Source organism: Neobacillus mesonae (assembly GCF_001636315.1).
GTDB classification, from domain to species: Bacteria; Bacillota; Bacilli; order Bacillales; family Cytobacillaceae; genus Neobacillus; species Neobacillus mesonae.
In genome coordinates this window covers 2043175-2058519 of the sequence record NZ_KV440949.1, presented here as the reverse complement: position 1 = coordinate 2058519, position 15345 = coordinate 2043175, and the positions used below count along the sequence as shown (strand labels likewise).

The window sequence follows — 15345 nt, the reverse complement described above, 5'->3', positions numbered from 1 at the left end:
TATTGAAGTTTCACTTTATAAGCCCGGGGCAATCCACATATGATCCGTATATCCCTGGTCCGCCAAGTCTAAATGTACTTTATAAACGGATTCCCATTTTTGATATAGTTCATCGTAAACAGCTCGATTCGCCTCGTTTGGTACGAAGGTTTTTTCAAATTTAACAACCTTATTAATAGCTTCATTAAAACTCCCATAAACACCTGCTCCTACACCGGCACAAATGGCCGCACCAAGAGCCGTAGATTCCTTTACAACAGGAACTTTTACTTTCATATTTAGAACGTCCGCAACAATTTGGCACCACAGGTCACTTTTTGATGCGCCGCCGCCAAATACAATTGACTCAGGCGACCTATTTGTCGTTTTGGACACTTCCTCAATATTTCCCTTGGTGACAAATGCAGCATTCTCCATAATGGCGCGATAAAAGGTTGCTTTATTAAAGGAGCTATCAATTTTAAAATCTATGAAGCTCGGTGCCGCATGCTTCCATGAAAAATAATTCATTTTATCGGAAAACGTGCAGATCATCCCGTGGCTGCCGGCAGGTATATCGATCGCCCTTTTTTCCATTTGGGCGTAAATACTTTCCCCGGTATCCTTTTGGAGATGGGCTTCAAGCTCGCAAAACGAATCCCTGAACCATCTCATGATTAATCCGGGGAAGAAGGCGATCGCTTCATATTGCCAGGTGCCCGGGATGGCATGGCAATTCACCCGTACTTTGCAGGCATCATTGATTTCGACTTGGCTGGTGGTATATTCGTATTGCCAAAAGCTTCCGCCTAAAACAGCTGCATCCCCTTCACCGATAACGCCCATACCGATACAGCCTAATTGGGCATCGCCGCCGCCGGCTACAACGAGCGTTTGTGTGCTCAGTCCGGTAAGGGCAGCGAACCCCTCGGTTACATGGCCAATAATGGATCCGCTTTCATTTACTACTGGAAAAATGTCATTTCTGAGACCGACCCTCTCTGAAATACTTGGCTCCCAACCTCGTTTTTTCAAATCAAAGAGGCCGGTTGTACAGCCATTGGAAGGTTCAACGGAGATGACACCAGTCAGGCGATAGGTAATCCAGTCGTTCAGCATCGTCACATATTTGATATGGTTATAGATTTCAGGGAGATTTTTTTTCACCCAAAGGATTCTCGGGATGGCTCCTAAAGAAAATGTCTGGCCGGATATTTGATGAAGTTCGGTTTCGAGTGTGTCGCTGATTTTATAAAGGTTTGCCACTTCATCATTTGACCTAGAGTCTACGTTGGCGCAGGCCCAAAGTTCCTTGCCGTTTTGGTCATATAGGACAATGGCTTCGCGCATGCTGGTAGTGGAAATGGCTGCAATGTTTGCGGGGTTGATGCTGCTCTCTGTTAAAAGGTCTTTAATAAGCAGGATGATGATTTCGATATTGGTGTCGATGTCAAAGTCCATGGACCCTGGATATCTTGGATCCTCCTTATGGGTCCATTCTGATTGTGTACAAAAGAGTTCATTACCTAGTGTGTCAAATAAAATGACCCTGACGCTGCCGGTACCGGCGTCTATTGCCATTAAGTACTTTACCATGCCGCTTTCTCCCTTTCCATCAATTATTAAGGACTAAAGGCATTTTTCAATCTATTAGACTCTTGGCAACAACCTCATCTGTAATTAATACATCGATATACCCCCCTCTTAAGGCGCCGATGATGGCCTCTCTCTTTTCCAAACCGCCAGCAACAGCCACCACATGGTTCAGCGATTTTAAAAGACTGATCTCTGTACTGACTAGCTGTTTATGCAACTTGTAATCTATAACATTGCCATTTATATCGTAAAATTGGCTCAAAACATCACCTACAGCTCCCATCGATTTAATGATTTCCATGTCATTTGTGGTCAAGTACTCTTCTTTTACAATGGTGGCTCGCTCATTCACTGCCCCAATGCCAATAATGGTTATGTTTGAATACGGGATCATTTCCAGGATCTTCTTGATTGGTTTTTCATTGAGCAATTGTTTGGCAAGAGGTTCTGTCGATACCACTAATGGGGCCGGCATGATGTAATGATTGTAATTGGGATTTGAATAATAATCAGATGAAGAATCAATGGCTGTTGGTATATAAAATTTGACGCCCCCAGATAGGGAGACGAAGGTAACCTTATACTTTGTGGAGATATTTAGATGCCCCAAGGTTCGTGAAACGGCCTGCCCATATCCAACGTTAATCATGGTATCGCTGGTAATTCTGTCTTCAATGTATTGGGCAGCCGCCTTGGAAAGACTATCTAACGAATTTTGGCCGGCAGCGGGTACAATATATAAATCCTGCAAACCATATTGCTGCTTAATTTTATTTTGCAGATCCATGTCCACAACATGATCCAGGTTAATTTTAAATTGGATGATGTGGTTGGCCTTCGCAATCTCGAGGTATTTAATCACCTTCATTCTTGATAGGTTCAAAGACTCCGCTATCTCATTTTGAGTCATGCCCTCATTGTAGTATTTCCATGCGACGTTAATGATCAGGCTATTTTCGTAGGCCATGTTCTTCACTCTCTACCGTTTATTTTTTATACAAAAATTTCATATGGAAACTATTGTTTGATCTTATAACAAAGGACTCTGCAAATTTTGTTTAAGTCATTAGTGCTCTAATGGCTTCTGTTGCTGATTCACTCTTAGTACAATATCCTATTCGATGAATTTAAAGAAAAGAATGAAAAGTTTGATAATGAATAAAATGATGTTCCGTGAATAAAATGTATGGAACTAATGTGGAAAACGGTTACATCAACTAGTGCTAAGGTAGGGGGTGTTTGTGAAAGTGCCGCAGAACTTGGTGAGATTGGAGGGTATCCGAAAGTCATTTAACCGAAATACCGTTTTACAGGGGATTACATTAGAACTGAATGAGTCGGAAGTTATTTCGATTATCGGCGGTAATGGGGCAGGAAAGAGTACCTTGATGAAAATCCTCACAGGGATTTATCAGCCAGACTCTGGAACGATTGAGATTAGTGGTGAACGGGCAGGTAATTTAAATCCAAACTCCGCCCATGAAAGGGGCATTTATTTAGTGCCCCAGGAACCGCTGTTATTTCCAAATATGACCGTAGAGCAAAACCTGACGATTGGCTTTGGAAAAATTAAACACGAAGTAAGAGGAGAAGCAATCAAGCTTATTAAAGAATTAGGCTGGAATCTTGATTTGAAACGGCTTGCCGCTACCTTAAGTATTGCAGAACAGCAGCAGCTCGAGATTATCAAAGGACTTTTGCGAAGGTCAAAGGTATTAATTCTTGATGAACCAACCTCTACCTTAACATTTTCTGAAACAGAAGCTTTATTCAAAGTGATTGAGCAGTTAAAGAATTCAGGAGTTGGTATCTTCTATATTACACACCGTCTGGATGAGGTCTTTCAGATTTCCACACATGCGGTCATCTTACGGGACGGTCAAGTCACACTGAAAGGGAAAATAGACGAATTCACAAAAGACATGTTGATTCAAGGATTGCTTCCTGTTGGAAATGAAGCACATTATGAGAGTCGATTTGAAAAGCGAATGGCAGAACGCCAGGGGGAGGAAGCGGTCCTTAAAGTAGAAAACCTTGTTGGCGACGGATTTAAGAATATTAGTTTTGAAGTTTACAAGGGAGAAGTTGTGGGGCTCGCCGGGCTTGTTGGGGCTGGGAGAACAGAAATTGCTGAATCGATTTATGGAATTAACCGGGTGAAGAGCGGAAAGGTGTATTTGGACGGCAAAGACATTACCAATTTTTCCATCAATCAAACAATGAACAGCGGCTTAGCTTATATACCGGAGGATCGATTTTTGCATGGGGTATTTTCAATAAGTTCTGTACGGCATAATATCACGGCACAAATTATTAAACGGCATGGTCTTTTTACGAAGAAAAAGTTGGAGGAGCAAGTCGCCAATCGGTATATTGATCTATTAAGGATTAAGGTGAGTTCCCAAGACGATGAGATGAAATCGCTCTCAGGCGGAAATCAACAGAAGGCTGTTATTGCCAGAGCGCTTTCCATGAATCCTAAATTGATCATCATGGATGAACCGACAAGGGGAATTGATGCTGCGGCAAGGGGAGACATCTATTCCATCATGACGGAATTAAAAAACCAAGGAATTTCTATCCTGCTAATTTCCTCCGACCTAGAAGAAATCGAACGAATTAGTGACCGCATCTATGCAGTCTATCAGGGAACCTGCGATGTTTGTCTTTCCTTGGATGAAATTAATACGGCCAATGTGATGAAGGCAGCCTTTGGAACATATGAAGGAAGTGATCAGGAGGATGTCTAGGATGACAAACATAATCAAACTAAGGGAATTTAGAACCTTCCTATTTTTAATTGTTCTATTTCTCGTTGTAGGTTTGGTGAATTCTGACTACTTATCCTTGCAAAATATCGATAAATCGTTGAAAAGCAGCTTGCTTTATATTGTTCTCGCGGTCGGGATGACCTTTGTCCTATTAACGGGGAATTTGGATATTTCTGTCGGTGGAACGCTGGGCCTGACGGCTGCTGTTTGTGGAACGATTCTTAGGGATGGGGGCAGCATTTTGACCGCCGTGATTGTGGCCATCCTAATTGGAGCAGGCATTGGTGTGATTAATGGATTTGGTGTTATTAAGTTAAAAATTTCTTCCTTTATTATGACGCTGGCCATACTTTCGATCACACGAGTCCTCCAGGTTATTTATACGAACGGAAAATGGGTGGAAAATATCCCTGCGAAAGTAAAAGGGCTTTCTAACATAGGCATCTTCGGTATGAATGTATTGACGGTCATCGTGATAGTCGGCGTTATTCTGGTTCAGGTATACCTGACAAAGAGCAGCAAGGGGAGGTATTACAACGCGATTGGTGACAATAGGGACGGTGCTGTTTCCCTAGGGATTCCCGTCAATCGATATATTGCTTACTCGTTTGTTATTTCAGGTATCTGCGCTGCTTTAGCTGGGCTCATCTTTGTCAGCCAAATTGGCTTTGTCTCAACAAATGCCGGCGCAGGAATTGAGTTGACGGTCATCGCGGCGTGCGTTCTTGGCGGCGTCTCATTAATAGGCGGGATTGGAACGGTTGTTGGGGCAGCATTGGGAGCGATTATTTTAACATCAATCAACTCTGCTCTTGTTTATATGAAAGTACCAGCTTTTTGGAATAGTACGATTTCGGGTTCGCTGTTAATCATCATTGTCGTAATCGATGCCCTTCTTGCATTTAAAGCCAATCAAAAGGCAAGGAAAGTGAGATTAAATGCAAGAGTGCTGCAAAAGGAGGCTCACGATTGACATGTTCACAAAAATCCCGAAATGGCACCTCACTTTATTCGTTTTAATTGTGCTTGAAATCCTTGTTTTTGGGATGATTAACCCGAGATTCTGGAATATCTCCATCCTGTTAAATAGTTTTAACGACTTTATCGCGATTGCTATTATTGGTTTCTTTGTCACCATGGTCGTTATTACGGGAGGAATCGATATTTCGGGTGTCTCCATTATAGGGTTGAGTTCTGTTGTCACAGGACTTTTATTTCAAGTGGCAGGGCTTAATATCTGGGCTTCCGTCCTTTGTGCTGTTTTGACGGGCGGATTATGCGGTCTTCTAAATGGAGTGCTTATTGCCTATGGAAGGGTTCAAGCAATGGTGATCACTCTAGGCGGCATGCTTTTATATAGCGGAATTGCCATCGTGCTGGTGGGATTATCCGGGGTCAGCACCTATGAAGGGTTTACCGGCTTCCCTGAAAGTTTTGGCCAAATTGCCAATGGAATGGTTCTAGGACTCCCAAATGCCGTTATTATCTTTTTTATCATGTTTTTGGTGGCCTATATCCTTCTGCATCGTACAAGGTTTGGCAGATATGTCTATCTATCAGGAGTCAATCAAAACACTGCTGAGTACGTTGGGATTCATACGAGGAAAGTGTTGACGGCTGCCTATGTTTTGTCAGGGTTAAGTGCCGGTATTGCCGGGGTTGTATTAACCTCCTATTTAGGCAGTGCAAGATCTGATTATGGTGCTGAGTATCTGATGCCCATTCTAACTGTCGTTGTCTTGGGAGGAACTTTAATCACAGGAGGTAAAGGGGGTGTTGTCGGGACGGCATTAGCTAGCATCATACTGGGATTTATGCAGGTGGGTTTGCAAATGGCTGGAGTTGCGACCCAATATATTGGATTGGCTACGGGGGTCCTCCTCATTGTGTCGGTTGCGTTTTTGGGAATCAATCCGGATTTCAGATTTAACGTAAAGAGAATCATCACACATAAACAAAATGGGGGTTAGGCGGCAATGGGAAAATTAAAAACGATGAAATTGCTGATTCTTGTAACGATTGTGATGATGTTTGTGGCTGCATGCGGATCTAAAGAAGAAGGCGGCTCTAAAGACGGCGGGAAAAAGAAGGACGCGAAAGATATTCAAGTTGTTTTTATTCCAAAAATGACAGGGAATGCCTTCTTTGAATCTGGTAACGATGGTGCACAGGAGATGGCGAAGAAAGTTGGTTTTAAGGTGAAGTATGACGGGGCGCCGGAAGGTACGGTTGCCAACCAAGTACAAATCATTAACAGTGCTGTGAACAGCGGTGCGGATGCGATTGCCATTTCGTCTGTCACTTCTGATGGCTTAAATCAGGCATTGAAAAAGGCATTGGATGCCGGCATTAAAGTCGTTACATGGGATTCCGATGTTGATCCTAAATATCGTTCGTTATATATCAACCAAGGTACACCAGAAATCCTGGGTAAAATGCTTGTTGATATGGCTGCAGAACAAATGGATCAACCAGATGATGCGAAGAAAATTGCCTGGTTCTATTCAAGCCCAACCGTTCCAGACCAAAACTCTTGGGTTAATTATGCCAATAAATATATAAAAGAAAAATATCCAAAGTGGGAAGTTGTCACAACCCAATATGGTGATGCCAATGAACAAAAGTCATTGCAGGTCGGTGAAAGTATTTTAAGTTCTTATCCTGACATCGATGCTATTATATGTCCGGACTCCACTGCTCTTCCGGCAATGGCACAAGCAGCTGAAAATAAGGGATTAAAAGCAAAGGATGTTATTATTACAGGCTTTGCCTCGCCAAATTCCATGAGGCAATTTATTGAAAATGGAACCATTAACAATCATGGATTATGGGATGTTAAAGATCAAGGTGCCCTTGCTGTATACGTTGCCTATTGGCTGGCTCAAGGTAATGCACTAAAGGTCGGTGACTCTATCGAGGTTCCTGATATGGGCACAGTTAAAGTAGAGCCAAACTCCATTCAAGGCTACGATTATACCGCAGATGATTCAGGGATTATTGTGTTACCGGAGCGGATTGTATTTACGAAAGATAATACGAACGACTACAATTTTTAATGTTTTGATATTGTAGTAGCGGTTCCTAGAAGTAAAGGAGAGAGAAATGGCAGATATTATGGGCAACAAAAATGCAAAGGATTTTTCGGAGAATGTTCCTTTCGCTAATAATGGTCATTTTCATGTGAAGGGTGCGAACAATTATGATTGGGGAATGAAGGATCGCTTATCGAGAATTTTTAACCCGAAGACTGGAAAAACGGTTATGCTGGCATTTGATCATGGTTATTTCATGGGACCTACTTCCGGTTTGGAAAGATTGGATTTACTGATTCCGAGATTGGCAGAGCATGCGGATTGTTTAATGGGGACGAGAGGGGCGATTCGAAGCAGTGTCCCGCCGACCTATAATAAGGCGATTGCCTTAAGGGCATCATCAGGTTCCAGCGTTCTCCAGGATGACCTAAGCCATGAATCCATGGTCGTTGACATTGAAGATGCCATAAAGATGAATGCGAGCGCGATTGCGATTCAAACCTTCATCGGTGCAGATGGACAGAAGGAAACGATTGAAGAGTTAAACCGAGCCATTAATTTGGGGTTAAGATATTCGATTCCAACATTAGGTGTCGTGGCTGTTGGCAAAGCAATGGAGCGGACTTCCAGTTTCTTTTTATTAGCGACAAGAATGCTTGCTGAATTTGGTGCGCAGCTTGTGAAAACCTATTACTGTGAGGATTTTGAAAAAGTTTCCTCTGCCTGCCCGGTCCCACTGGTTGTTGCAGGCGGTAAGAAAATACCTGAAAAGGATGCCCTTACTTTGGCCTATAACGCGATTCAAGGCGGGGCCGCTGGTGTGGATATGGGGAGGAATATTTTCCAATCCGAATATCCTGAGGAAATGATTCAAGCTGTAAACAAGGTTGTTCATGAAGGGTTTACGGATAAACAGGGGTATGAGTTTTTCCAGCACCTCACAAACTAGTATTATTAGATCATTGTATAGATAAGTAAAGCCTCCGCTTTAGGGCGGGGGCTTTTTGTTGTAAAAGCTGAAGCGCTAAACTATCTAATTATGGTGACACCACATATTAATAACTGGCCTTGGCCTCCCACTCGATTGACAATTCTATTTCCTTTAGTCTATATTTTTAATAAAGAAATGAAACAACTGTTTCTATATTAGAAATAATAAAGGCCTGGAGGGATAGGATGATAACGTTAATCACGATTGGTCAAACTCCACGGGAAGACTTATTAAAGGCATTCCATTTAGGTGGAGTAAAAGACTTTCAATTAGTTGGCGCCCTGGATGATGTTTCCCAGGAAGAAATCAAAACGTTAGAAAAACTGCCGGGGGAAGAGAAATTATATGTTGTCTTGAAAAATGGCATGGCCAACATCCGTCACAGCATCATAGAACAATATGTTAAAAATCTAATAAAACAGTATGAGAATTCATCGGAGGCAATAGCGGTGCTTTGTATGAGTGAGTTTGCATGTACATCCGAACGAACTCCGATCATCTATCCATTTAATGTGATGACGGAGGCTGCAGCAGGAATTAAAGAGGATGATACCACCGTCATTTTGGTCCCGATCGAAGAACAGTTAGGGTCAGCGCAAGTAAAATGGGGCAATGTAAAAGGGAAGAAACATTTTGCAGCTATACATCCAAAATCTGCAACTGTTTTGGATGAAATTGAAAGAGAAATTGAAGACCATCATCCTACTAATATCATTATGGATTGTTATGGATTTGATTATGAATTGGTTGAAAAAATAGAAAATAAACATCACTGCACCTGCCATAATGTACAGCATCTCGTTGCAAAGAAGGTTAAACATGTCTAAAGATAGTTCAGAAATTTTGTTAACTCTAGATAAAGGATTGCAAGTAATTTCCCATTTATCGATGATCAATCGGCCTATATCGGTTGGGGAATTATCAAAAGAAGTGGAAATTAATAAATCTACATTGTTCAGAATTTTAAAAACACTACAAAGAAGAGGCTATATTTTTCAACAGGAAAATGGTGATTATGGTTTAAGAGCGGAGGAATTCTATATTCTTGCCGACCGCTTTGATCAAAATGAGGCCCTTCAGCGGACGCTCAGGCCGGAGTTGGAACGATTGGCTAAACTGTGTGGAGAGACCGTAACGCTTTCTGCCCTTGTGGATAAGAACGTGGAGTGTATTGATAAAATCGACAGCCAGCAGTCTGTGTATGTCACGCAAATTGTGGGGAGATATTCCCCCTTGCATGCGGCAGCATCTGGAAAGGCAGTGCTGGCTTTTATTCCCCAGACGAAAGTAGAAAAGATCGTCGGTAAAGGGGATTTGAAAAAGTTCACAGAATCAACCACTGTTTCAAAAGAGGATCTTCTAGAAGATTTAAAGGAAATAAAAGAGAAGGGCTTTTCTATTAGCCATGGGGAACTAGATCTTGGCGTTAGTGCAGTAGCTGCCCCTATTTTTTCAAAATCGAGAACGGTGGTAGGTTCAGTCAGTATTCTGGGATTTAGTCAAAAATTTACCGAGGAAAGAATAAAGGATTTATCGGTGATTTTGTTAGATGCGGCTCGCAATATGTCGGATTTATTAAACTATTAATGGGGTGTAGAAAATGGAATTGATCAATAAAGAAAGATTATGGGAAACGGTTCATGCATTAGCGGCGATTACAATCGAAGGAAAACCGTGGACAAGACGGTCCTTTACGGCAAAGTATAACCAAGGCCGGGAATGGCTGATGAATCAAATGCGCGAGATCGGTTTGGAAGTTGAAATGGATGCTGCATCGAATGTGATTGGACGGCTGATTGGGACCGATCCAAGTCTGCCGTCTATTGTGATTGGCTCGCATACGGATACAGTTCCGGACGGGGGAAGATTTGATGGAATTGCCGGGGTTCTCGCGGGGCTGGAAATTGCCCGCTCTTTAAAAGAGCAAAGCATCCAGCTTAAACATACGATTGAAATTGTTGATTTTACAGCAGAAGAGCCTTCGGAATACGGGTTATCTACGGTTGGAAGCCGTGCGTGGTCAGGCAATCTATCAGAGGCAATGCTGTCCTATACGAATTCAGATGGGCAGACACTTGCAGAAGCCATCTCCTTTGCAGGCGGAAACCCAAATGAAATTGAAAAGTGTAAAAAGGTAAAAGATAAGATTGCTTTATATTTGGAACTGCATATTGAACAAGGGCCTGTGCTGTTAAATAAGAATGCGAATTTAGGTGTTGTGACAGGGATTGTTGGAATTCAGCGCTACAAGATTTTTGTAGATGGATTGCCCAATCATGCCGGGACGACACCAATGGATATGAGAAATGATGCGCTTACAGCTGCATCTGAAATGACACTGGCTTTAGAGCGGATTGCTGGCGGAAAATATGAACATCCAGTGGTTGGAACGGTTGGGGTCTTCAATAATTTTCCAAATGCTTCAAACGTTGTGCCTGGAAAATGTGAATATCAGGTTGAAATCCGCAGCATTTCTGAAGAAGTGATTGGTAGGGTAGCAAGCCAATTTTTAGCGGAAGCGGATGCGATTGCGGAAAGAAGAAAAGTAGGGTTGAAGATTGAAAATGTTTCGCGTTCAAAAGCAATCATCGTCAACGATGAAATTAAGCAGCTATTAACTAACGCATGCAGGTCGATCACGGATAATGTCATTGAACTACCGAGCGGGGCTGGGCATGATGCAAATCAAATGTCACTGCTTGCACCTGTAGGGATGATTTTTATTCCTTGTAAAGATGGAAGAAGCCATTGCCCAGAGGAATGGGCAGAAAAAGAAGATCTTTATTTAGGAACGAAAGCGATGTTAAACGCAGTTTTAGAGTTTGCTAAATAAATCTTTAAGGAGGTCTATTAACTTTGGTTAATGGGCCTTTTTTGACTCTAAATTTTCTGATAATGGAGAATAAAACCACTTGCAAGATTGTTTTATGAAGTGTATTATCAAATATAGATAATACATTATCACTATTTGATAAAAGAAGGTAATATTGTGAGCGCAGAAAAAACGTTAGAAATTTTAGAGCTATTTGATTTTGAATCAAGAACGCTTTCGGTTCCTGAAATAGCAGCGAAGTTACAGCAGCCACAAAGCTCTGTGTACCGGCATATGCGGGTGCTGAAGGAAAAAGGCTACATCATTGAGTATTCACCAGGATTGTATAGTTTAGGCTATATTTTTTTAAAATTAGCGAAAATCGTCAAAATGGATATTAATCTGCCGGCCGTCTCCCAAGATGCGATGAGGGAATTAACAAGGACGACTGGAGAAACCTCAATTTTACTAGTCCCTTCGAATTTGCAGGCAGTTTGTTTAGCTTCTGTTCCGTCGGGGCATCCCATCAAGGTTTCATCTGAGCAGGGAACCATTGTCCCGCTTTACGGCGGTGCGTCATCTAAAGCTTTACTGGCTTATATGGGCGACCACGTGGTGGAGGAAATTTTTAGAAGCGGCATGGTAAAAAAACATACAGAACAAACCATTTTAAATCTAGATGAGATGTTAGGTCATTTACAAGAAATCCGGGATCAGGGTTATGCCGTTTCAAATAGTGAAATTGATTATGGGGTTACCGCTTTTGGAATGCCGATCTTTGATTGTGATGATAAGTTAGTTGCTTCTTTGAGTATTGCGGGACCAAAAGAACGTTTGGAAAATAAAGAGACAGTTGAAATTGTAAACGCACTCAAAAATGCAGTTGAAAAAATACAAAATCAAATTTAACAGGAGGGGTTTGAACATGAATAAAGTAGAACGCATTATTAGGGGGAAAATTGTTTTAAAGGACTCTGTTATTCAAGGTGAAGTGGGAATTAACGAAGGTAAAATTGTAAGTATTCATGAAGGAAAAGGACATTTGCAGTCTGACAATATCAAGGACTTTGGCGAGTCCTATGTATTTCCTGGAGTCATTGATGTGCATGTGCACTGTTTCAGCAACCCGAATGAGGGTTTTGTCTCGACAAGCACTTCTGCAGCAGCAGGCGGGATTACCACATTCCTGGATATGCCCTACGATCTGCCAAACCCAATCAATAATGTGGAGATTTTCAAAAAGAAAGTAGAGCAGTTAGAGAAGGAAGCTGTTGTCGATATTTGCTTATGGGGAACGATTTCCAAGCGGAATGGAACAGACCAAATCATTCCATTGGCTGAAGCTGGGGCAGTTGCTTTTAAAATGTCTACGTTCGAAACAGACGAATATCGCTTTCCGCGCATTCCCGATACGGAAATCCTAAAAGCCATGAAGTTAATTGAACAGACAGGACTAAGGGCAGCGTTCCATTCGGAAAACGATGAAATTATTGTTGATTTAATTGATCAGTATATTAATGAAGGAAAAGTTTATCCTAAAGCCCATAACGAAACACGTCCGCCATTAACGGAAACGAGTGCAGTGTTGAAGTTAATGGAATTTGCGTATTGGACAGGCGTTAAGCTGCATATTGTCCATGTCAGCCATCCAAGAACCATTGATTTAATCAAGCAATTCCAAGCTCAAGGGGTAAAAGTAACTTGTGAAACTTGTTATCCATATTTGTTAATGGATGTGGAAGATTTAGAAAAATACGGCCCGGTTGCAAAAAACAATCCGCCATTGAGAGAAAAAGAGGAAGTTCAAGGCTTATGGAAACATATTGAAGAAGGAAATATAGATCTTATCTCATCCGACCATGCTCCGTGGAGTGCTGAACAAAAAATAAAAGGAAACGATAATATCTTCCTTGCCTCTTCGGGACTTCCTGGTGTAGAAATTATGACACCGCTTATGTTCAACAGTACCGTTTCAAATGGGAGACTATCACCAAATGCATTTGCCAATTTAATGTCTACCCATCCGGCAGAAGTATTTTCTATTCCGGGAAAAGGGCAGATTAGTATTGGATACGATGCCGATTTCACCGTGATCGATCCAAATCAAAAAATGGTCATTGACCAAAATTCATTTAGATCTTTCTCTAAATTATCTCCATTTGATGGACAGGAATTAAATTGTAAAGTGATTTCAACCATCGTACGCGGGGAAGAGGTTTTTGACGGGGAGAATGTAACGCAAAATCCTGGATACGGAAAGTTTGTTCCTGGTTCTGCAGCAAAAGCAGCATTACCTTTATAAGCATAAGCGGGTAACCACCATTCAGATGGCGGAAGCCGTCATCTGGGTGGTTTATAAAAATATAAAAAATGAATGAGGAGATGAAAAGGATGAAGCCATATTATTTATTAGCCTTATTGCCTTTTATCGCCATACTGGGGGGAGCGGCTTTCGTGAATAAAGTGGAGCCGTATGTGTTGGGAATACCATTCTTCCTATTCTGGATTATTACTTGGGCAGTTCTATGTTCGGTTATTATGTTCATTATTTATCGACTAGATCCGATTAATAAGGAGGAGAGACAATGAATACGGCATTATTTATCATTTGTTTATTCTTAGTTGTCAGTATTGTGTTAGGTCTCCTCGCTAAACGCGGTAAAGATATGGGGATGGAGCAATGGGCGGTAGGAGGACGCGGGTTTGGTGGAGTATTTGTCTTCTTACTATTAGCGGGTGAAACCTATTCCGTTTTCACATTGCTCGGAACCAGCGGTCTAGCCTTTAATAACGGAGCGGCGGCCTTTTATCTGCTCGCTTTTACAGCCTTAGGAACCATTACATCCTACTGGATTTTGCCTCCGATCTGGAGATACGCAAAAGAAAACAACGTCGTCTCTCAATCTCAGTTCTTCTCGAAAAAATATAATAGTAAAGGTCTCGGAGTTTTTGTTGCAATTGTAGGGGTAGTTGCATTGATTCCGTATATTACCATTCTATTTAAGTCCATGGGAATTCTCGTTGCTGCAACTTCTTATGGTGCTATTCCTTCTACTGCTGCCATCTGGGTAGGAATGATTGCCTTACTGGTTTACGTTATGGTATCGGGAATCCATGGTTCCGCTTGGACATCTACCGTTAAAGATTTCCTAATATTCTTTGTAATCTTATTCTTGGGAATTTATTTACCGTTTCATTACTTTGGAGGCATTGGGGGATTATTCCATGCAGTGAATGAAGTGAAACCGCACGCACTAACACTTCCTGCGAAAGGATTAAGCGTCCCATGGTTTATTTCCACGGTTGCGATTAGCGCATTTGCCTACTTTATGTGGCCACATAATGCGCCAACCATCTACGCATCAAAGAATGAAAAGGCTTTCCGTTTAAACGCCGTCCTGCTTCCGATTTATGCACTCATGGTATTATTTGTTTATTTTGTTGGCTTTACGGCAATGGTTGAACTTCCAGGCCTAGAAAAAGGAGATTTAGCTTTATTAGAGCTTTCGATTAAAACGTTTGATCCGTGGTTTGTCGGAATTATTGGGGCAACTGGATTACTTGCTACCCTCGTACCAGGTTCCATGATGTTAATGTCCGCTGCCACCATGATTACCACAAACGTGATTGAACCTTTAAAATCCGATATCTCTGATAAAAGCAAAGCAGTTACTGCAAAAGGATTTGTTGTGGTATTGTCCATCCTTTGTGCTTTCTTTTCGATGAGTGACAGCAGTACATTGGCTACATTGTATTTGACATCATTTAGTTTAATAACACAAATGGCGCCTTCCTTGTATTTAAGTTTAAGAAAGAAAAATAATATCACCAAATATGGCTCCGGAATGGGGATGTTCATTGGCGTAGCAATCGTTGTCTATGTTACTTTTACAAAAACAACCATGGCAGGTCTATTTCCAACTCTTCCAAGTACCATCCAAGATTTAAATATTGGAATCATTGCGCTTGCTGCAAATATTGTGGTTATGTTTACCGTAAGTTTTTTTACAAAAAAATCTCTTGTTAGTGGGGAAAAAGGTGGAGAAAATTTACCTTCCGCAAAAGTTATCTAACAATAGATTTGGTTTTTATCCTGAGAAAACGCATCGAAGTAAAAAAACTGAGAACCCGCGCACTATGGGCGGGTTTCTTGAACAATAGAAC

Annotated in this window: 14 protein-coding genes; 12 read left to right on the top strand and 2 right to left on the bottom strand. The window is 41.6% G+C overall.

The genetic code is table 11. From position 1 onward, the window contains the following. Nucleotides 1–15: 15 nt before the first annotated feature. Entirely contained in the window at nt 16–1575 is a 1560-nt protein-coding gene (gene lsrK / locus A6749_RS09840) for an autoinducer-2 kinase (protein WP_066388762.1), read from the bottom strand. A gap of 46 nt (nt 1576–1621) precedes the next feature. Then, nucleotides 1622–2485, bottom strand: coding sequence for a sugar-binding transcriptional regulator (locus A6749_RS09835; RefSeq protein WP_161487133.1), 864 nt, complete (start codon nt 2483–2485; stop codon nt 1622–1624). A gap of 331 nt (nt 2486–2816) precedes the next feature. Here A6749_RS09835 and A6749_RS09830 point away from each other — a divergent pair, with 331 nt between their 5' ends. From A6749_RS09830 to A6749_RS09775, 12 genes are all read left to right on the top strand, one after another. Further along, complete coding sequence (locus A6749_RS09830) at nt 2817–4325, top strand: sugar ABC transporter ATP-binding protein (RefSeq protein WP_201787872.1); 1509 nt, start codon at nt 2817–2819, stop codon at nt 4323–4325. A gap of 1 nt (nt 4326) precedes the next feature. Beyond that, nucleotides 4327–5319 carry an ABC transporter permease gene (locus A6749_RS09825; RefSeq protein ID WP_066388752.1) on the top strand — a complete coding sequence of 331 codons (993 nt, stop codon included), beginning with the start codon at nt 4327–4329 and terminating at the stop codon, nt 5317–5319. A gap of 1 nt (nt 5320) precedes the next feature. Further along, on the top strand, nt 5321–6316 hold the full coding sequence (locus A6749_RS09820; RefSeq protein ID WP_066388750.1) for an ABC transporter permease: 996 nt from the start codon (nt 5321–5323) through the stop codon (nt 6314–6316). Nucleotides 6317–6322: 6 nt separating this feature from the next. Further along, a complete protein-coding gene (gene lsrB / locus A6749_RS09815; protein WP_066388749.1) occupies nt 6323–7402 on the top strand; it encodes an autoinducer 2 ABC transporter substrate-binding protein LsrB in 1080 nt (359 codons plus the stop codon). 46 nt (nt 7403–7448) lie between these two features. Next, nucleotides 7449–8327 (top strand): 3-hydroxy-5-phosphonooxypentane-2,4-dione thiolase, encoded by an 879-nt coding sequence (gene lsrF / locus A6749_RS09810; protein WP_066388746.1) that lies wholly within the window; start codon nt 7449–7451, stop codon nt 8325–8327. A 227-nt stretch (nt 8328–8554) separates the two neighbouring features. After that, on the top strand, nt 8555–9196 hold the full coding sequence (locus tag A6749_RS09805; protein ID WP_066388742.1) for an AroM family protein: 642 nt from the start codon (nt 8555–8557) through the stop codon (nt 9194–9196). Next, a complete protein-coding gene (locus A6749_RS09800; RefSeq protein ID WP_066388738.1) occupies nt 9189–9956 on the top strand; it encodes an IclR family transcriptional regulator in 768 nt (255 codons plus the stop codon). Before A6749_RS09805 ends, A6749_RS09800 begins: the two co-directional genes overlap by 8 nt. Before the next feature lie 13 nt (nt 9957–9969). Continuing rightward, on the top strand, nt 9970–11202 hold the full coding sequence (locus A6749_RS09795) for a Zn-dependent hydrolase (protein ID WP_066388736.1): 1233 nt from the start codon (nt 9970–9972) through the stop codon (nt 11200–11202). 156 nt (nt 11203–11358) lie between these two features. Continuing rightward, nucleotides 11359–12090, top strand: coding sequence for an IclR family transcriptional regulator (locus A6749_RS09790; protein ID WP_066388735.1), 732 nt, complete (start codon nt 11359–11361; stop codon nt 12088–12090). A gap of 16 nt (nt 12091–12106) precedes the next feature. Further along, nucleotides 12107–13483: a dihydroorotase gene (locus tag A6749_RS09785; protein WP_066388734.1), complete on the top strand. Its 1377-nt coding sequence runs from the start codon at nt 12107–12109 to the stop codon at nt 13481–13483. A gap of 89 nt (nt 13484–13572) precedes the next feature. After that, nucleotides 13573–13770, top strand: a complete 198-nt coding sequence (locus A6749_RS09780) for a DUF3311 domain-containing protein (RefSeq protein ID WP_066388733.1) — start codon at nt 13573–13575, stop codon at nt 13768–13770. Continuing rightward, nucleotides 13767–15254, top strand: a complete 1488-nt coding sequence (locus tag A6749_RS09775) for a sodium:solute symporter family protein (protein ID WP_066388728.1) — start codon at nt 13767–13769, stop codon at nt 15252–15254. The genes A6749_RS09780 and A6749_RS09775 overlap by 4 nt, the downstream gene beginning before the upstream one ends. The last annotated feature ends 91 nt before the right edge of the window (nt 15255–15345 follow it).